Below are 18657 nucleotides of genomic sequence, written 5' to 3'. Positions count from 1 at the left end.
GCGGAGTTTGTTTTTAAGTCCCTTGAAGAAACCTATCTTTGGCCGGAATCATCCACAGCCAATTCTTTGAGTTCCTGTCGAACTAACATTAAAAGGTGATCGGCTTTCTGTTCGCTGTCGCCGGCGTACGCCAAGGTCAGCAACGTGAGCGGGTGGATCTTCATCACTTCGCACAGTTCGGCCAGCTTGTGCAAGGTCGGGCTTTTCAGGTCGCGCTCCAGGGTACTCATGTAGGTGCGGCTAGACACGTCAGAGAACGCTTCCTGGCTCAAGCCGCGCGCCTTCCTGACCGTCTTCAATGCCTTCGCCAGCGAGTAAGTTGTTGCCACCTTGGGTTCCCCACAAATACCAAGATGACACCCCATTGCATCCTATAGAGCTACAATCTATAGTGTTCATTCAATGCCTGTGCTTTTACGGAAATCCGTATCGGCGGGTTCCTGTAGAGCCACGGAACCGCATCCGTGCTTGCGCACGAAGGCGCAAATCCGGTTTCGCGGTTCTGCGCTTCGACGTGGAACCGCGTTCGTGCACCATTGGATTTGTGGGATTGCCGACCATGCCGCAGCCGCTCACCACCGCCCCGGAACGCGCGCAACTGCTCGCCAACGGCGAGGTCCGCGCCGCTGGCCAGGCCATCGACCTGGTGCCCGTGGTGCGGCTGTTCACGCCGGACGCGCATGTGACCTGGCTGCTGGCCGCACTCGATCCCGCCGATGGTGACACCGCCTGGGGCCTCATCGACCTGGGGATCGGCATGCCGACGCAGGGCACCGTCAAGCTGTCCGATCTGGCCAGCATCGTCGGGCCGCGCCAGCAGCCCGTGATGCGCGACCTCCATTTCCGCCCCACGCGCACGCTGTCGGAGTACACCCGGCTGGCCGAGCGCGACGGAGCGATCCCGGACTGAATGCGGCCTACTGTGACTTTTTCAGTCTGGTGTCATACCGGGTAAGTCTCAATCGGGATTCTTGCGGCGTAGCCGCACCAGTCTGATCCAAATAGCCATGATGCGTGGCGCGGGCTGCGGCAGGCTGGCTTGTGCAGCATCCCCGGTCGGGGCGCTGCCGCCGCAGCATTGAGACGAATACCGCAACACATCGGAGCCAATCGGTCTTGACAGCCCCATCCGCCTTTTTAACCCATGACGTTCCGACGAGGGCAATGTAGCGCGTAGTTCTTCCGTGGCGGCGAGTCCTGTTCGCAGGAGGAGGCGTCATGGTCAATCCTCACCACCTCGCGCATTGGTATCCCACTGCCGCATACCTGTATGTCTTTTGGCTGGATGCGCTCGCGCTCGCTTGGGAATACCTGCGCAGGCATCCCGACTACCGGCTCGACTGGCTGCGCCGTCATCGCCGGCCTGGAGACGCGCATCGCTGGGGTTTGCGGCTGCTGGAAGATCCAATGCTGGATGCGCGTGACGCACATCCAGCTTGGCTGCCTGGTCATGCTGCCGTGGTGCAGCTCTACCCCGACGCTGATCCGCCGCAGGATGCCACCGCCTTCGCGTTCTGGCGCATCCCCGGCCACAAGCAATTGCTCCACGACGGCAAAGGTCTGGCGCTGACCGCGCGCAGCCCCGGCCATTGCCTGCGCTTCGCGCTGGCGCCCGGCCTCGAAGACGGCATGGCCGTGGCCTATGCCCGGCGGGGCGGCACTGCCGCGCCTGTGCGCAGTCATGCGCCCGGCGCGACCTTCGCTGCCACCACGCCCAGGCCAACACCCTCCGCGCTGTTGGAGCTGCACACCTTGCAGGCGCTCGACGCGACCCTGGCGGGCGCGTCCTTGCGCGATGTGGGCGAAGGACTGTTCGGTGCCGACGCTGTGGCCGACTGGTACAGCGACGGCGGCCTGCGCTCGAAGGTGCGCCGCCTGGTGCGGCGCGGCGATGCGCTGATGCGCGGCGGCTATCGCCGCCTAGCACAGCTTCCGCTGCTTGAGAAGGGTCGTTTTGATGTGGACGCAAAACGGCCCTGATCGAAAACCCCTCGCTTCTTGAGACTGCCTCCATCCGGTCGCGCTGTGTGGCCGGGCGCTTTCAACCGATGGAGGTTCACACCATGCGTCCCGCTCCCTTGCGGCCTGCAGCCGCTGCCTCAACCGCTGCTGCGCAGCCCCAACGCTATCTCACCAACGACGAAGCCGCCGAGTACCTGCGGCTGTCGCCGCGCACGCTGGAAAAGCAGCGCGTGATCGGCGGCGGCCCTCGCTTTCGCAAGTTCGGCCGGCGCGTCATGTACGCCGTGGCCGACCTCGATGCCTGGGCCGCCGACCGCAGCTTCGAGACGACTTCCGATCCCGAATACGCCGAGCACCACTCGGCCGACAGCCGTGCGCGCTGATCGGCGGCGCGCGGCAGGCCATCGCCATGTCCAGCACCGCGTTGCCGTCCCGGCAGCGGCCGATGCAGGAGCGCGAACAGCTCGACCTGTTCCGCGCCTTGCCCGGCGACATGGCGCCGCGCGACAGCCAGGATTTGATGGCCTATCCGTTCTTCTCGCTCGGCAAGTCCAAGCGGGTCAAGCCCATCGACTTCCGTGCGGGCAACGTGACGATCCGCGTGGAAGGCACGCAGGAGCACGGCATCGCCACGATTTGGGATGCGGACGTGCTGATATGGGCGGCCTCGCAGATCGTGGAGGCGAAGGACGCAGGCTTGCGCCCGTCGCGGCTGATGCGCGCTACGCCCTACGAGATCCTGCGCTTCATCGGGCGCGGCAAGTCGCTGCGCGACTACCAGCGCCTGAAGGCCGCGCTGGATCGCCTGCAATCGACCACCGTGGCCACGTCCATCCGCGAGACGACCGGGCGACGCCTACACCGCTTCTCGTGGATCAACGAATGGAAGGAGCTGGCCGATCAAAGCGGCACGCCGTTGGGTATCGAGCTGATCCTGCCGGACTGGTTCTATGCCGGCGTGCTCGACGCCGCCCTGGTGCTGACGATCGACCCTCTGTACTTTCGGCTGACCGGCGGCATCGAGCGGTGGCTATACCGGCTGGTGCGCAAGCACGGCGGCAAGCAGGCATACGGCTGGCAGTTCGACTTTCGCTATCTGCACCAGAAATCGGGCAGCACCGCGAAGCCTTACGACTTCGCCTGCGACCTGCGCGCGCTCGTCGCGCGGCAGTCGCTGCCCGGCTACGTGTTGGGAATCGAGCGGATGCCGGACGACGGAACGGAATTGCTGACCTTCCGGCCCGTGCCGCAGACGGCACGGGGATAACTCCGGGAGAGCCTGTGAATGGTGTCGTGCTATCAGGCGTGCCGGGTATCGTGCTATCAGGCGTGGGACTATCGTGCTATCAGGCGTGCCGATCGGCCGAAAACCCGCGCCAGCATTGGGTTTGCGCGCCCTCTAACTTCCCTAACTTAATTTCTCTAACTTTTAGTAGGGAAACGCCGCTGCGGTGGATAACCACCACGCGGCCACAAGCGCAGCAGCAAAAGCCCGGCTTTCCAACACGGAGGGCCGCGCCATGATTGTCGCTCTGCTCAACCAGAAAGGCGGCGTCGGCAAGACCACGCTCGCCACCCACATCGCTGGCGAGCTGGCGATGCGCGGCCAGCACGTCGTTCTGCTGGATGCTGACCCGCAAGGCTCATCGCTGGACTGGACGCAGCGCAGAAGCCAGCAAGGCTTGCCACGGCTGTTCAGCGCCGTGGGACTGGCACGCGAAACGCTGCATCAGGAAGCACCAGAACTCGCCAGGCGGGCCGATCACGTCGTCATCGACGGCCCGCCGCGCATCGCGGCGCTGGCGCGCTCCGCACTGCTGGCGGCAGAGCGCGTGCTGATTCCCGTGCAGCCCAGCCCCTACGACCTGTGGGCTAGCGCCGAGATGGTGGCACTGATCCGCGAGGCGCAGGTGTTTCGGCCGCTGCTCGCCGCAGCCTTCGTCATCAATCGGCGCGTCAGCACCACCGTGATCGGACGCGAGGCACGCGGCGCGCTCGCCGAGCAGCCGCTGCCTGCGCTGCGCGCCGAGGTTCGTCAGCGCATCGTATTCGCCGACAGCGTGGCCGCCGGCCGGCTCGCCCGCGAGACGGCGCCGGATAGCGCTGCCGCGCGCGAAATCACCGCGCTGGTGGACGAACTGCTGCGGTGGCCGGCATGACAGCGAAGCCAGCACCACGCACCAAGCGCGTCGGTATTGGCGCGCGTCCGCCCGCGAATCCACAGGCCGAGGCGTGGATTCGCCAAGGCGACGCCGATGCGCTGAACAAAGGCGACCTCTACACGGCCCGCCTGACCCTCGACATCACGCCCGCGATGCGGGCGCACATCAAGGTTTCGGCTTTCACGCAAGGCGTGACCGTGGCCGACCTGCTGCGCGGCCTGCTGGAGCGGGAGTTTCCAGAACACCGCAGGGAGAACACCCCATGACCGCATCCGCTTCGCCTGCCGCTGGCGCGGCCACGGCTGCGCTCGCAGCACCTTCCGGCCGGCCTGCCAGCGCGCCGCTGACGCGCGTGGCACTGGCCTACATCGAACTGCGCTTCAAGATCTACCTGCGCTTCGGTGAACCCGCGCGCACGCACCAGCTCGACCGCTGGCGGCGCTGCGCGGTGTTCCTGCCGGGCGCCATGTTGTGCCGTATCCGCTGGCAGGCCAACGACTACGGCACCGTGCGCTGGCAGCTCATGGTCATGCAGGCTTGCACGCCGCTGGATGCGGCGCAGCGCATCCCTGGCGTGCAGCCGGGCGCGCGCCTGCTGCTGCACGCCGAGGGCGAAAACCATGTGCGCGGCGTGTTGGCACGCATCGACGCCATCGAGGCGCTGGGCATCGCGCCCGTCGCCGTCTCGCCCGCGTACTGGCGCACGCTTGCCAACCGACTCGCTGCGCGCCTGCCGCTGCCCGAATACACCGCCGAGCGGCACGCCGCATGGCTGATCGGGAAAGAACTGCCATGACCGCCGTTTCCACTGACGGCACCGCATCGCGTCCTCGCTCGCCCCGCGCACGTTGGCGCGCTCGCATCGTGCTGGCGGGCTTCGCCGCCGTCGGCCTTGCTGCGCTGGCCTGGGCGGCGTTCGTGCAGCCGCTGCCGCGCCTGATCTACAACCCGTCCGACAGCGTGCCGGTCGGCTGGTATCGCGTGCAGCCGCTTGACCATCGGGCCGCCTTGCTGCCACGTTCCTTGTCCGTGGGCAGCATCGTCCTGACCAGATTGCCTGCCGACGCTGCCGCGCTCGCCGCGCAGCGCGGCTACCTGCCATCGCACATCCCGCTGCTCAAACGTGTGGGCGCGGTCGCGCCGCAACACGTCTGCATCGTCGCCGGTCAGGTACGCATCGACGGCGTGCCTGCGGCCGCCGCGCTGCCTGCCGATCGGCTGGGCCGACCGCTGCCATCCTGGCCGCATTGCCGGCCACTGGCCGAGGGCGAACTGTTCCTGTTGAGTGTCACCAATCCGGCGTCGTTCGACAGCCGCTATTTCGGGCCGGTCAGCGCATCCGCCGTGATCGGCGTCGCGCATCCGGTTTGGCTGGAGACACGCCCATGATGGCCGCCGATTTGCTGCACGTTGCCGTGCCTCTCATCGTGCCATCAGGCATGTCGTCCCGGTTGCTGCCGCCGTGTCGTCGCGCGTGCAGCGCGAGCGCATCCGCGCCGCGCTTCGCGCAACATCCGGCGCAGCCGTCCAACGTGCAGGCGTCTTGCCTTGAACACGCCCGGCCTGCGGCCATTGGCGCGTTCGCCGACGGGCTGGCTGCAAGCAGCACAGCGCCGCCGGGCCGCCGACACCCGGAACGACAGCGAAGGGCAAAGGCGGAAGGCAAGACAAAAGGGGGCGGCACCTGTCGGCCCGCAAAGCCAGTCTGCACGTGGGGGTGGCGCGGCACGGAGCGGTTTCGCCGCCGTGCCGCTTGGGGCGCGAGGCCCGCGCCGATGCAAGCATGTCCGCGTGCTTCGCACGCCCGGACACGCCATAGCTTGCAGGGAGCGCAGCCATGACCAAACGCCGCGACGATGATTTCCGCGTCCGCCCCAGTGCACCGAAGAACCGGGGCCAGGGCTTCGTCTCCGAGGTGCTCAAGCAGGCGGGCAAGGCCAGCGGCGGCAAGTCCACGGTGCGCCGTCCTGGTGGCAGTGGCAAGGGCGCCGGCACCGGCCAGCGGCCCGGCTCGCGCCTGGGGCGCGGCCACACGGCGGCGCGCTTCGCGGGCGCGAAGCTCACGCCCATGTCGCGGCGCGTGACCATCAAGACGCTGCTGGTCAACCAGCAGCGGGCCAGTCCGCAGTCGCTCGCCAAGCACCTGCGCTACATCGAGCGCGACGGCGTGGGCCGCGATGGCGAGCCGGGCCAAGCCTACGGGCCGCAGACCGATGCCGCCGACCTCGACGCCTTCAGGGAACGCTGCGCTGACGACCGGCACCATTTCCGCTTCATCCTCTCGCCCGAGGATGGCGCCGAGCTGGAAGACCTGCGTACCTATACGCGGCACCTCATGGGCCGGATGGAAGCCGACCTAGGCACGCGCCTCGATTGGGTGGCCGTCAACCACTGGAACACCGACAACCCGCATACGCACATCGTCGTGCGCGGACGCGACGACACCGGCAAAGACCTCATCATCGCTGGCGACTACATCGCCGATGGCTTCCGCCATCGCGCCGCCGAACTGGCAACCGAATGGCTGGGGCCGCGCACCGAACTGGAGATCCAGCAGACCTTGCAGCGCGAGGTGGAGCAAGAGCGGTGGACTAGCCTCGACCGCACGTTGCAGCGCGAGGCCGGCGAGGATGGTCGGGTGCAGATCGAACGGTTCAACGAACCCCGGCTGCAACGCCAGCGCCTGCTGCTGATCGGCCGCCTGCAACGCTTGCAGCGCCTGGGCCTGGCCGACGAGATGCAGCCCGGCACCTGGGCCGTCCATGCCGACGCGGAAAAGACCCTGCGCGCCCTGGGCGAGCGCGGCGACATCATCCGCACCATGCAGCGGGCCATGCGCGGCGAGACGCGCGAGTTGGAGGTGTTCGAGCCTGGGGACGATGGCCGAGCCATCCTCGGGCGCGTGGCCGCCAAGGGCCTGGCCGACGAGCTGCGCGACCGGGGCTATCTGGTCATCGACGGGGTGGACGGCAAGGCCCACTATGTCGCGCTCAACGCCCGCGACGAACTGGCGAACTATCCGGCCGGCGCCGTGGTGGAGGTGAAGGGATCGGCCGACGTGCGCGCGGCCGACCGCAACATCGCTGCGCTGGCAAGCGGTGGCCTGTACCGCACCGATCATCACCTTGCCGTGGTGCAAGGTCAGGCCGTTCCTGGCCGCGATCCGCAAGAGGTTGTAGCCGCCCACGTTCGACGGCTGGAAGCCCTGCGCCGCGCCGGCGTCGTGGAGCGCGTGGCCGAAGGGCTATGGAAGGTGCCGGACGACCTGCCCGAGCGTGGTCGCCAGTACGACGCGCAGCGCCTGGGCGGCGTGGCAGTGGAGCTGAAATCGCACCTGCCCATCGAGCGACAGGCGCGCGTGATCGGGGCCACCTGGCTCGACCAGCAGTTGATCGGTGGTGGTTCGGGCCTGGGCGATCTGGGCTTTGGCGGCGAAGCCAAGCAGGCGATGCAGCAGCGCGCCGATTTCCTGGCCGAACAGGGTTTGGCCGAGCGGCGCGGGCAGCGCGTGATCTTGGCGCGCAACCTGCTGGGCACGTTACGCAACCGGGAACTGGCGCAGGCCGCCAAGGACATTGCCGTCGAAACTGGTCTGGAGCATCGCCCGGTAGCCGATGCGCAGCGCGTGGCCGGCATCTATCGGCGCAGCGTGATGCTCGCCAGTGGGCGCTACGCCATGCTTGATGACGGCCTGGGGTTCAGCCTGGTGCCGTGGAAGCCGGTGATAGAGCAGCGACTGGGGCAGCAGATCGCGGCGACTATGCGCGGCGGCGTTGTGTCGTGGGATGTGGTGCGGGGACGTGGGATGTCGATCGGCTGAAACCACCTCAAGAGAAAGTTCATCACGACGTCTCCGTGGCATATCGTCAGGCAGTGCTGTCGGCACACTTCGTGGTCGGCACAGGGCTCGCGCGCCTGACTCACGGGCTCAGTAAATCACCTGGTTTGCCGGTGCCATCAAGAGCTGCGCGCTGCGCATGGTCGAGCAGTGCTTCACGATTCCAGCCGGCCACGGTCGCTGCGGCATCCACCGCATGCGCCCAGGTGCAGCGGTTGGCGAACAGCATGCCGGCAACATCGAAGGTACCGCCGCGGCTGATGTAGCCGAGGGCGTGCGTCCTGGCGGGGCCGCTGTCGATGCGGCGCAGGATGCCGAGCATGGGTTCGGGGCGGGTGTGAGTGAGGATCACGCGCGGCAGGCCCGGCGGGAACAGTGCGTTGACAGTGGCGTCGTCATCGACGAATTCGGCTTCCATGGCGTCGCGCGGGATGCGCAGGCGGCCGGGTTCCAGGATGACGGTGACGCAGGCGCACCTGTCTAGCTCGGCAAGGTGCTGCTGCGCCTTGATGGCCTCGTCGAGCTGGTAGGCGCCCAGCGCGATGAGCTGCACCTCAGCCTTGGCAGGGTCGCCGATCAGATGGGCGGCACCGTCACGGATCAGGCGTTGCGCCGATTCGGCGTCGAAGCGGTTTTCCACGTCGCGCTTGGAGACGATCAGGCAGGCCAGTTGGCCGCGTCCGGCATAGACGTCGCGCAGCGCAGCGGCGGCGGTGTTGCCATCCACCGGGAACAGTACGCGCGAGGTGTCCGACATCTCGCCCAGCAGGGCTTCGCCGATGGTCGGGTCTTGATGCGACTGTTCGTTCTTGGCGTTTTCCCAGGTGTGCGAGGTGACGATGAGCGGCACCGACCGCCAGCCGGCTGGTCGGCCGACCTGACGCTGGTGGCGGGCGAAGATTATTTCCTGCCGCATCAGGCCGAGCATCTTCACGGCGAACGCTTCGTAGCTGACGATCAGGTTCAGCCCGCCCTTGTTGCCGAGTGCGGCGGCGGCCACAGCTTCTTCGTTGAGCGCGGTGATGATGGCGCCGTGCAGGTCCTCGGGCACGCCGGGTTCGGGCTCGTTGACGCGGTGCTTGAGCAGCGCCAGCGTGCTGCCCATCTTGTTGCTGGCCAATTCGTCAGGGTTGCCGATGCGCATGCGCATCTCAGGATTGGCCTTGGCGAATTCTACGAACCACTGGTCCAGCGCCGTCATCGCACTGCCTTTGCTGCCAGGTGTTTCCCAGCACGGTTCGGGCAGCTTGGGCGCGGCGGGATGGCGGTGCGCCATCGGATGCGCGCTTTCCAGCGGACGTTGCTGGGTGGCGTGGGTCGCGAAGGCGGCGAGCGCGGCGTCGAGTTCGGCCGGCGCAACGAACAGCGCAGCCGCGCTTTCGTTGAACAGCTCACGCATGGCGGCATCGGTGTGAGGGTTGCCGCCCAGCGGCAGGTTGTGCGCGACGTTGCTTCCTGCGCCGGGGAAGCCGAAGCCCTTCTCGGTATCGGCGATCACGTAGGGCAGAGGCGCCGGATAGCGGCGATCCGGATCGGCGGCGAAGGCGCGCAGTGCGTCCTCGGATTCGATGATCGCCCAAGCGATTGCGGCCGGGTCGCGGCCATCGACGATCACCGGCTCGAAGCCGTTGTGACGCACGTCTTCGGCCAGCCATTGCGCACCGCCCTCCTGCATGATCTGGGTGCGCTGCTCGATGCGGCGGCCGTTGAGGATCATCACCGGCACGGCGAAGCCGCTGTCCTGCGCGCGCCACCAGCGCGGCGCCCAGTCCGGGCCGCGCTGTTCCTCGAAGGCACCATCGCTGAGAAAGGCGACCAGCGATTCGCCAGGCAGCGGCATGTGGATGTATTGCAGTTCGGCAAAGCCGAGATAACCGCCTTCGGAAACGGCCCCGGCGGTGTTGGGGCCGGCATGGCTGCCCAGCGGTACCGCCGGCAGGCCCTGCGCATCGATGGCGTAGGAATAGAAATCGGCGCACAGGCGCGACAGGCCTTCCTCGCTGCGGTCGTAGCGACCCCGCTGCGCGGGCGAGACGTCGCCGGTCAGCGCATTGACGGCTTCGATGGCGGCGACGCAATGGCCTTGGCCCATGATCCAGCCGCGCGTGCTACCGGTGAGCGCGTTGGCGAGCAGGTAGCCGACGAAGGCCAGCACCATGTTCAGTGAGCCGCCGGTGTGGCCTTCGGGCGTTGGCTTGAAGTCCTCGGCTGACAGCACCGCGCCGGAAAGATCGATGCGGCGCGCATAGGTCATGTGCGCGACCACGTTCATGGCCACGCAGCCCAGGCGGTCGGCGGCGGCAAGCAGGGTGTAGGCCGTTGCTTCGTCTGCAACGCGGCCGTCAGCGATCAAGCGAGCCACCAGCGCCTCGACACGTGCGGCGGTCTCGTCGCGATGGACGATGGGGCCGTGGCCGGTCAGCCAGCGCTGGCGGAGGGTGGAAGCGGTGGTCATGTGATTTTCCTTCTTTGGTGCCGACGAATCCCTATGTGGCTACAGAGTCCGTTGAGCTGAGCGCGCTCGGCCTGACTGGGACATCACGCAGCGGTCATCAATTCCTGCGTATAGCGTGCTGCGACCCATTCCTCGTTGGTAGGCTCCACCGCGACCAGTACCCGGCTGTCGGTGGTGGAGATGACTGGGGCATCAATGGCGTTGGCATCCGTATCCAGTTTGATGTCGAGAAAGGCCAGGTCGCGGCAGACGCGCTCGCGCACGAAGGCGTTGTGCTCACCGACGCCGGCAGTGAACACGAACAGATCCAGGCCGCCAAGGACTGCGACCAGCGCGCCAATCTCGCGCACGATGCGGCGCACGTAGAGCGCTAACGCGATGCGGGCTCGTTCGCCGGCTTCGCCAGGATCAGCCTCGTGCATCACCACGACGCGCGGTTCGGCCGAAATTCCGGAAACACCGAGCAGGCCGGACTGGTTGTAAAGCGTGCGGCCCACTTCTTCCAGCGAGAGTTTTTCGATCTCCATCAGGTAGATCAAGGCACCCGGATCGAGCGAACCTGTGCGGGTGCCCATCATCAGGCCGTCGAGTGCGGAAAAGCCCATCGTGGTGGCGACGCTTTGCAGGTTCTGCATCGCGCACAGGCTGGCCCCGCTGCCGAGATGCGCGACGAGGGTGCGGCCGCGTGCCAGATCGCCGTGGCGCTCGGGGAGAACGTGGCTCATGTAGTCGTACGAAAGGCCGTGGAAGCCGTAACGGCGCAGACCGCGTTCCCAGGCCGAGTACGGCAGCGGCAGGATCTGCTCCACCTTTGGCACCGTGCGGTGAAAGGCTGTATCGAAGCACGCTACCTGAACAATTCCGGGCCACTGCTCGAACAGCAAACTCATGGCCTTCAGAGGAAAGGGTTGGTGCAGCGGCGCCAAAGGAATCAAGGCCCGCAGCTCCGCGATGGTGCCAGCGGTCACCAGGGTTGGCTCGAAGTACCTGCTGCCGCCATGAACGACACGATGCGCGATGGCCACAATGCGGCGGCCATCGAGTCGGGCCACGATGCGCGCTTGAATCAACGCCAGAGCGGCGGTGTGAGGGTGTTCGTGATCCAGATGGATGCGCTGCTGTGCAGTGCCACTGTCGCTGTATTCAGGCACAAGCCCAGTAATCCCTTGCACCTTGCCGTGCCAGAACGGCTTGCGCGGCAACGGGCGCGCCTGTGCATCGAACAAGGCGAACTTGATGCTTGAGGAGCCGCAATTGAGTACCAGGATGAGGCTCGGCTGTGAGTTGCTCATCGTGACGCTCCCAATCGTGATGTCCCATACAAACCGGTCTGGGACAAATGCGTGTCAGCGACTCTCATAAAATTGCTTCATGAACGATTGTCGGAAGCTTTGGTGGCAAGCGAGGCAGCTTTGTTGCGTCTTGGAGAATGCCGCGATCACGGCCTGGCCGTCACCGCGTTTGGCGGCATCCCCCATGGAGCTCGCAGCGTCATGGACCTGTCCATCGAAACCCCGAAACTTGCCGGCGTCCGAGCCAAGCCAGCCAAGAATGCGCATCTTTTCGCCCAGGGGCGGTTCGGCATGCTTGGCAATTTTTGGCGCCAACTCGGCGACCAACGTCCATTCCTCCTTGGAAATCGCGCCGGTGACGGCTTGCATGTCACGGCCAAGCTTCTCCATGACGCTGCGAAGCGCCATCGGCTTTGCGGCCTCGGCGGACTGCGCACCAAGCCCCGTGGCGGCGGTAGCCAAGGCTACTGATAAGGCGATCGTCAAAAGCTGTCGATGGTTCAAGAGGTGACTCACGAGGTTCTCCATTGAGGTTGTTGGTGAATGCTTCGCAGACGAGCGCATGACTTCGGGCTTTCAAAATTCCATGCTCAGCGCAATCGATCCGAAGGCGTGATGGCCGATCTGCTGGTCGAACTCGCGGGTTCTCCAGACGCGCATCACGGCAAGCCGCACGCCATGCCCGGCAACAATCCATTGGCTGCTGATGCCAATGGCTGCCTGAGCGACCCAGGGTCGTCGACTGACGTGGTGGCTGTGCCGAAACAGATTCCCGTCGAGCGAGAAGTCCCAGGCAACGGCTTTGGCCTCCAGGTTCAGGAATGCATGCGCTCCGGGTTTGGGCGCGCGCGCCGATTGCGGCTCGGTCCTGCGCAGGTCGGAAACGCCCGAGGGCGGGCGGTTCTCAGCGCCGGGTCGAATCGGATAGCTACCGAAATCGTTCGGAATGTTCCAGCCCGCACGCAATTCCACGCCGGTACTGGCTGCGGTTTCAATGTTTCCGATCCGCAGGGCATAGCTGCCGATCACGTCGCCGCTCCATCCCGGCCGGACGGCACCCTCCGTGTACGACTTGAACTTGCGCTCCATGGCCATCTGGAACGCGGGTTCGTTGCGCAACTGGTTGTCCCAGCCGCGAAAGCGATCGATGCCCCGCACCCGATGCACCAGATCCTGTGATTGCTCCGCCAACGACCAAGGGCCAATCACGCCCAGGGTCAGTTCGCGCACGTCAAGCATTTCGTAGCTGGCGGCCTGTGGTTGGACGCGGCGATTCCATGCCAAGCCCAGGTACAGCAGGCCGGCGTACGGGCGATCGTCGGAAATCAGATCGGTGCGCGTCTTGTCCTCGGGCGTGTACATGGACTGGCCGAAGCGCACGACGATGTTTTGCGATGCCGACCGGGCTCCAGAGTCCCGCCAGAACTCGGGATCAGCCCAGCCGATGAAGCGGGTATACCAGGCAATCGGTTGGGGCAGACATTCCGGGCGGAGCGCGCCTTGCAGATCGCGCGAAACCACGCTCAACGCCACGCCATTGGTGTAGTTGCGGTCGGTACCGGTGAACAAATCGTTCTCCAGGCGCAGGGTGCCTCCTCTCCAGTGCAGGGACTGCTCTGGCAGGCAGCGGGAAGAATCAGCTGAGGGTGTGAGTTCCGTGCCATGGGCGGCAACCGGACCGAGCACCGCGCAGGCAACCATCAGCGTGACACTGCGCACCGGCCGCCGCGCATTGGCCTTGGGCAGGCGCGCGTGACGGCTGCCGATGCGCATCATGATGGCGTACCGTCTGTTGCCCTATCGATGTAAAAGCGTTCCAGGGCGCCAATGATTTCTTCGGCTGTGTCCACGCAGGTAAACAAGTCGAGATCGGATGGTGATACGTAGCCTTCGTCGAGCAGAAGGTCGAAATCAACAGCCCGGCGCCAGAAGATGCGACCGACCAGAACCACCGGAATCCGCTGCATCTTGCCGGTTTGGATCAAAGTCAACACTTCGAATAATTCATCGAGCGTGCCGAAGCCGCCCGGAAAGGTCACCAGACCACGCGCATGCATCAGGAAATGCATCTTGCGCAGCGCGAAATAGTGGAACCGGAACGCCAGCTCCGGACACATGTAGGAGTTCGGGGTTTGTTCGTGCGGCAACGTGATGTTGAGCCCGATCGAGCGAGCCCCGGCATCGAAAGCACCGCGATTGGCTGCCTCCATGATGCCTGGCCCGCCACCGGTGATGACGACGAAATCGCACCGCTCCTGTTGCTGGAAGCGCTTGGAAATCAGGTGGGCGAAGCGCTGTGCCTCTTCGTAGTAGCGCGCCTGTTCCACGCGGCGGCGGGCTCGGGAGAGCTCTTGTGTCAGCTTGGAATTCTGCGGCGTGGTGCGCGCCTGCTGCTCCAGCGCGTCAAGGCGGGCGGTGGCCGTCTCGGCGTCGCTGACGCGTGCACTGCCGAAGACCACCACCGTCGAATGGACGCCTTGTTCGTGCAGGATGCGCTCGGGCTTGAGCAGCTCAAGCTGCAGGCGCAATGGCCGAAGCTCTTCCTGGCCAAGCAAATCGATGTCTTCGTACGCAAGACGGTACGTAGGTGAATCGAGGATGGCGCGCAGGCGCTCGTCAGGATCAGCGGATGGGGTCATCGCTCGATCGCCAGAAAATCCGGCCAGGGCACCACCTGGCCATGTTCAGGCACCGAGACCTGCCAGCCAAGCTGCTGTTGCAGGAGTTCCGCAAAATTCTGCGCAGCGGACGGCTCCCCATGCACCACGAAGGTTTGCTCCGGGGCTTGCTTGAAGCCGCGGGCCCAGGCCATCAGGGCCGGTTGGTCGGCGTGCGCCGAGAGCCCATCGACACTGTGGATCGCCGCGCGCACCGGAATGTCGTCGCCGAAGATGCGCACGCGTTGAGCGCCATCGACCAGTTGACGGCCAAGTGTTCCCTGCGCCTGGAAGCCGGAGAACAGGACACTGCATTCCTTGCGCGGCAAATTGTGGCGCAGGTGGTGCCGGATGCGCCCCGCATCGCACATGCCGCTGGCGGAAATGATGATGGCGCCCGAACGAATCTGGTTCAGCGCCATGGACTCTTCGGCACTTTCCGTGAAATGCAGATACGGCAGGTTTTCGCCGCGCGCGTGCCATCCTGCCAGGCGCTTTGCCTGCTCATCGAACAGCTCAAGGTGCTCGCGTGTGATGCGCGTGGCTTCCGTGGCCATAGGCGAATCAACGAATACCTTCGGTTGCCGCAGTCGCCCCTCGCTGGTGAGACGGTGCAGGTGGTAGAGGACTTCCTGGGTTCGACCGACCGCGAAGGCCGGCACGATGACGTTGCCACCGCGCTCGAACAGGGTTTTCTCGACGATGCCGATCATCTCCTCTTCGGTGGCCGAGAGGTCCTTGTGCTGGCGGTTGCCATAGGTGGACTCGATGACGAGGATGTCGGCGTCCTCGATGGGTGTCGGGTCGCGCAATATCGGGCGTCCCGGCTGGCCAAGGTCGCCACTGAATACCAGTTTCGTCGGGTAGCCATACTCGGTGACCCAGACTTCGATAATGGCCGATCCGAGGATGTGTCCGGCATCGCGAAAGCGTGCGCGCACCCCGACACGGGGCGCGAACTCCCGGTCGTATTCGATGCCTCGTACTTGTTGCAGGCATTCGCGCGCATCCTGCAGCGTGTACAGCGGCGGCAGCGCATCCTCTCCACGGGATCTTTTGGCACTGCGTTTTGCATCGCTCTCCTGGATGTGTGCGCTATCGGGCAGCATCACGCCCAGCAGATCAACCGTAGCGGGAGTGGCGTAGATGGCTCCTTTGAACCCAGCGCGCGTGAGTTTGGGCAACAGTCCGCTATGGTCGATATGGGCATGGGTCAGGAGCACGAAGTCGATCGACGCCGGATCGAACGTGAACGGCTCGCGATTGCGCGCCGCCGCCGTGCGCCCGCCCTGAACCATGCCGCAATCCACCAGGAAGCGCAGGTTGAGCGCCTCCACCAGGAAGCACGATCCGGTGACTTCACGCGCAGCGCCCAGAAAGTTCAGTTTCATAGGATGCTCACTCGGGTTATTTCTTTTGCATCGGGCAGGTGCTCACGCCGAGCAGGCGGTAACCTAGGCAGCGACCCGCCAGGCCGGTGATCAACGGCATGATTCCAATGAGCCCCAGCCAGCGCCACGGTGAATCCAGCCACAACGGCAAGCTGAGCAGGATCAGGCCGATGACGACGCGCGCGATGCGGTCGAGATTTCCTACGTTGATTTGCATGGTGATCTCCTTTCGTTGAATCAAGGAACTGAGGGTGCTGCGAGCACAGTTGCGATCGGCTTCAGGGCTGGATTCGTGGTTTGCGATGTCATTGCAGGTGCATCCCAGCCACCACCAAGCGCCTTGTACAGCGCCACCAACTGCACCGCGGCGCTGGTATGCGCGCGGGCGGCCGCGGTCTCGGCGTCGTGCAAGCTGCGCTGGGCGGCCAGCAGTTCCACCAGTGCAACATCGCCCGCGGCGTAGCGGGCCTTGGCGTAGCCGTAGCTGGTTCGTGCCGCGTCCAAGGCCATGGCGCGGCGCTCCAATGTGTCCAGCCCGCCGTGATAGTCGCCAAGCGCACGCTCGGCGTCGCCCAGCGCCGCCAGCACCGCCTGCTCATAGGCCAGCGCAGCCTGCTGCTCGGCTGCCTCACGTGCCCGGATTTCAGCGCGCACGCGGCCGCCGTCGAACAGGCGCCAGGAAATCAGCGGCAGGATGGAAAAACGTGAGCTGGATGCATCGAACCAATCGCCCGTGCTGAGCGCCTGAAACCCGCCTCCAACACCGATGGAGAGCTTGGGGAAGAGCTCGGCCGTGGCCACGCCGATGTCAGCGGAACTTGCTGCCAGTCGCCGTTCCGCAGCCAGCACGTCAGGGCGTCGGCGCAGCAGGTCGGCACGCTCGCCCACCGGCAAGGCACGCAGCGTGCACGGTGCCAATGGGCCGTCGAGCAATGCCAGTTCACGCTCGGGCGGGGAGCCTAGCAGCACACCCAGGCCAAGCACCGCGGCGCGCTGGCGTGCCTGGATGTCCGGCAGCAGCGCGTTGACGGCGGTCCACTGCGCGTAGGCCGCCTCTACATCGGCGGCGGATGCGTCGCCCAATGCATGCCGCAGGCGCACCAACTCCAAGGTCTGCTGCAGCGTGTCCAGCGTGGCTTGTTGTGCATGCAGCTCGTATCCAGCGCCAACGGCAGTGAACCAGGTGCGCGCAACCTCGGCCGCGACGCGCATGCGCACACCCTGTGCTTCGACTTCGGTGGCTTGCAGGCGGGCGCTGGCGCCTTCCAGGGCGCGCCGCTTGGCGCCGAACAGATCGGCCTCCCATGCCGCGTCGAAGCCCGCGTCGTAAATGGTCTGGGTGGCGTCAAGGCCAGGGATGGAGCCAACGGGTAAGGGGCCGTTTTCGCTTTGACGGCGCCGGTTGACGCTGGCCCCAGCGCTAACGGTGGGAAGCCGATCTCCCGCCACACGGTCGCGTAGGGCGCGCGCCTCGTCGATGCGTGCCGCGGCTTGGCGCAGATCCAGGTTCTGTGCCAGCGCCGCGCCCATCAGACGGTCAAGGATGGGATCGTCGAGTGCAGACCACCAACGGGCCAGGTCTGCGGACTGCGATTCGCTCGCCAGAGGCAAGGTCCAGCCGTTGCCGATGTCCACCGGAGGCGGCTCGCGGTAGTCGGGGCCCACGGTCGCACAGGCGGTCAGCAGCGCGCAGGACAGGGCCAGCGCGAGCGGGCGCAAGCGCCTGGACGTCGGCTGTGCGGCTGGCGTGCGCGAGGAGAGGTGGCGGGTTTTGGTTTTCATTGCAGGCGTCCTCGGACGAATACGGTGGCCATCGTCAGCGTGGCGAGGGCGATGACCGCCAACGGCCAGAGGCTGGCGAGAATGTCGCCGGGCGGCATGGCCTTGAGGAAGCTGCCTTCGACGATGATGAGGAAGTGGGTCAGTGGAATGGCCTGGGCCATCCATTGCAGGACGAGGGGCATGTTTTCCACCGGCGTCGCAAAGCCTGACATCAGCACCGCCGGCACGCCGATGGCGAACGCACCCAGGATGGCCTGCTGCTGCGTCATGCTGACTGCGGAAATCATCAGGCCGATGCCGACCACCGACAGGATGAACAGCACCAGGCTGGCGAGCAGCAGTGCGAACGAGCCGGTGAACGGAATGCCGAACAGGAACACGCCTGCGCTGATCATGAACAGGCCGAGTAGCGTGCCGATCGCCAGTGCCGGCAACGACTTGGAAATAATGATTTCCGGCGTGGAGGTGGGCGACACCAGCAGCTGGTCGAAGGTTCCAAGCTCGCGCTCGCGCGCGATCGACAGCGAGGTGATGAGCAGCGCGCTGAACAGTGCCAGGATGCCGGTCAAGCCGGGCACGATGAACCAGCGGTAGACCAGGTTCGGGTTGAACCAGTGGCGCACGACCACCGGCGTCGGTGCCTGCGCGTCGGGCACAACCTCGGCGCCGACGTCGGCGGCAATGGTGGACAGGTAGGCCACGGTGATCTGGCCCGAGTTGCTGCGGCGGCCATCGACCACCACCTGTGCCTTGCCACTGCCACCGGCGGCGATGGTGCGCGAGAAGTCCACCGGAATGGCGAGTGCGGCGATGACCTCGCCCCGGTCGATCATCTCGTGCAACTGCCGCTGGCTGTCCACATGCCGGACGTGGGTGACGAAGCGGGCGCTGTCCAGGCGCTGCACCAGTTCGTGCGACCAGCGTCCGGCGTCCTGGTTGTAGACGGCGATGTCGACGTTGCGCACTTCCAGCGTCGCGGCAAAGGCGAATACCAGCAATTGCAGGATGGGCGGCACGAACACCACCATGCGGCTGCGCGGGTCGCGCAGCACGCTCAGCACTTCCTTGATGAATTGGGCGCGCAGGCGGGTGAACGAGAAGGCGGAGGTCAACATGGC

At 65.7% G+C, this 18657-nt stretch carries 19 protein-coding genes; 9 read left to right on the top strand and 10 right to left on the bottom strand.

Annotation, left to right across the window (positions count from 1 at the left end):
• Positions 1–32 precede the first annotated feature (32 nt).
• Positions 33–329 carry a helix-turn-helix domain-containing protein gene (locus tag ACM1PE_RS14370; RefSeq protein WP_054668695.1) on the bottom strand — a complete coding sequence of 99 codons (297 nt, stop codon included), beginning with the start codon at positions 327–329 and terminating at the stop codon, positions 33–35.
• Between the two features lie 230 nt (positions 330–559).
• On the opposite strand from ACM1PE_RS14370, the gene ACM1PE_RS14365 reads away from it, so the two are divergent.
• The 9 genes from ACM1PE_RS14365 to ACM1PE_RS14325 all read left to right on the top strand — a co-directional run bounded on the left by ACM1PE_RS14365 (position 560) and on the right by ACM1PE_RS14325 (position 7944).
• Entirely contained in the window at positions 560–910 is a 351-nt protein-coding gene (locus tag ACM1PE_RS14365) for a DUF2958 domain-containing protein (protein ID WP_054666214.1), read from the top strand.
• Between the two features lie 308 nt (positions 911–1218).
• Positions 1219–1980: a DUF2285 domain-containing protein gene (locus ACM1PE_RS14360; RefSeq protein WP_054666211.1), complete on the top strand. Its 762-nt coding sequence runs from the start codon at positions 1219–1221 to the stop codon at positions 1978–1980.
• 83 nt (positions 1981–2063) lie between these two features.
• Positions 2064–2345, top strand: coding sequence for a helix-turn-helix transcriptional regulator (locus ACM1PE_RS14355; RefSeq protein ID WP_054668694.1), 282 nt, complete (start codon positions 2064–2066; stop codon positions 2343–2345).
• 26 nt (positions 2346–2371) lie between these two features.
• A complete protein-coding gene (locus tag ACM1PE_RS14350; protein ID WP_054666210.1) occupies positions 2372–3229 on the top strand; it encodes a replication initiator protein A in 858 nt (285 codons plus the stop codon).
• Between the two features lie 253 nt (positions 3230–3482).
• Positions 3483–4121, top strand: coding sequence for a ParA family partition ATPase (parA, locus tag ACM1PE_RS14345; RefSeq protein ID WP_054666209.1), 639 nt, complete (start codon positions 3483–3485; stop codon positions 4119–4121).
• Positions 4118–4390, top strand: coding sequence for a hypothetical protein (locus tag ACM1PE_RS14340; RefSeq protein ID WP_054668693.1), 273 nt, complete (start codon positions 4118–4120; stop codon positions 4388–4390). The genes parA and ACM1PE_RS14340 overlap by 4 nt, the downstream gene beginning before the upstream one ends.
• The gene (locus tag ACM1PE_RS14335) at positions 4387–4920 is read left to right on the top strand and encodes a DUF2840 domain-containing protein (protein WP_054666208.1); all 534 of its coding nucleotides are present in this window, start codon (positions 4387–4389) and stop codon (positions 4918–4920) included. The genes ACM1PE_RS14340 and ACM1PE_RS14335 overlap by 4 nt, the downstream gene beginning before the upstream one ends.
• On the top strand, positions 4917–5513 hold the full coding sequence (locus ACM1PE_RS14330; protein ID WP_054666207.1) for a S26 family signal peptidase: 597 nt from the start codon (positions 4917–4919) through the stop codon (positions 5511–5513). Before ACM1PE_RS14335 ends, ACM1PE_RS14330 begins: the two co-directional genes overlap by 4 nt.
• 448 nt (positions 5514–5961) lie before the next feature.
• Positions 5962–7944: a relaxase/mobilization nuclease domain-containing protein gene (locus ACM1PE_RS14325; RefSeq protein WP_054666206.1), complete on the top strand. Its 1983-nt coding sequence runs from the start codon at positions 5962–5964 to the stop codon at positions 7942–7944.
• 100 nt (positions 7945–8044) lie between these two features.
• Here the strand turns inward: ACM1PE_RS14325 and ACM1PE_RS14320 are convergent, their stop codons facing one another.
• The 9 genes from ACM1PE_RS14320 to ACM1PE_RS14280 form a co-directional block, all read right to left on the bottom strand.
• Entirely contained in the window at positions 8045–10417 is a 2373-nt protein-coding gene (locus tag ACM1PE_RS14320; RefSeq protein WP_054666205.1) for a xylulose 5-phosphate 3-epimerase, read from the bottom strand.
• 83 nt (positions 10418–10500) lie between these two features.
• The gene (locus tag ACM1PE_RS14315) at positions 10501–11709 is read right to left on the bottom strand and encodes an acetate/propionate family kinase (RefSeq protein WP_054666204.1); all 1209 of its coding nucleotides are present in this window, start codon (positions 11707–11709) and stop codon (positions 10501–10503) included.
• Between the two features lie 54 nt (positions 11710–11763).
• A complete protein-coding gene (locus ACM1PE_RS14310; RefSeq protein ID WP_054666203.1) occupies positions 11764–12237 on the bottom strand; it encodes a cytochrome c in 474 nt (157 codons plus the stop codon).
• 48 nt (positions 12238–12285) lie between these two features.
• Entirely contained in the window at positions 12286–13485 is a 1200-nt protein-coding gene (locus tag ACM1PE_RS14305; RefSeq protein WP_015912927.1) for a lipid A deacylase LpxR family protein, read from the bottom strand.
• A complete protein-coding gene (locus ACM1PE_RS14300; RefSeq protein ID WP_054666200.1) occupies positions 13482–14348 on the bottom strand; it encodes a TIGR00730 family Rossman fold protein in 867 nt (288 codons plus the stop codon). Before ACM1PE_RS14300 ends, ACM1PE_RS14305 begins: the two co-directional genes overlap by 4 nt.
• Positions 14345–15757 carry an MBL fold metallo-hydrolase RNA specificity domain-containing protein gene (locus ACM1PE_RS14295; protein ID WP_054666197.1) on the bottom strand — a complete coding sequence of 471 codons (1413 nt, stop codon included), beginning with the start codon at positions 15755–15757 and terminating at the stop codon, positions 14345–14347. Before ACM1PE_RS14295 ends, ACM1PE_RS14300 begins: the two co-directional genes overlap by 4 nt.
• A gap of 16 nt (positions 15758–15773) precedes the next feature.
• Complete coding sequence (locus ACM1PE_RS14290; RefSeq protein WP_015912930.1) at positions 15774–15974, bottom strand: YgaP family membrane protein; 201 nt, start codon at positions 15972–15974, stop codon at positions 15774–15776.
• A 20-nt stretch (positions 15975–15994) separates the two neighbouring features.
• A complete protein-coding gene (locus ACM1PE_RS14285) occupies positions 15995–17539 on the bottom strand; it encodes an efflux transporter outer membrane subunit (RefSeq protein ID WP_054666194.1) in 1545 nt (514 codons plus the stop codon).
• Positions 17536–18654, bottom strand: coding sequence for an ABC transporter permease (locus ACM1PE_RS14280; protein WP_054666191.1), 1119 nt, complete (start codon positions 18652–18654; stop codon positions 17536–17538). Before ACM1PE_RS14280 ends, ACM1PE_RS14285 begins: the two co-directional genes overlap by 4 nt.
• Between the last annotated feature and the right edge of the window lie 3 nt (positions 18655–18657).

This window comes from Achromobacter sp. PD1 (assembly GCF_048541815.1).
Classification (GTDB): domain Bacteria; phylum Pseudomonadota; class Gammaproteobacteria; order Burkholderiales; family Burkholderiaceae_B; genus Achromobacter; species Achromobacter bronchisepticus_A.
Note: the sequence above shows the minus strand (reverse complement) of the source record. Positions and strands in the feature narration are given on the sequence as shown.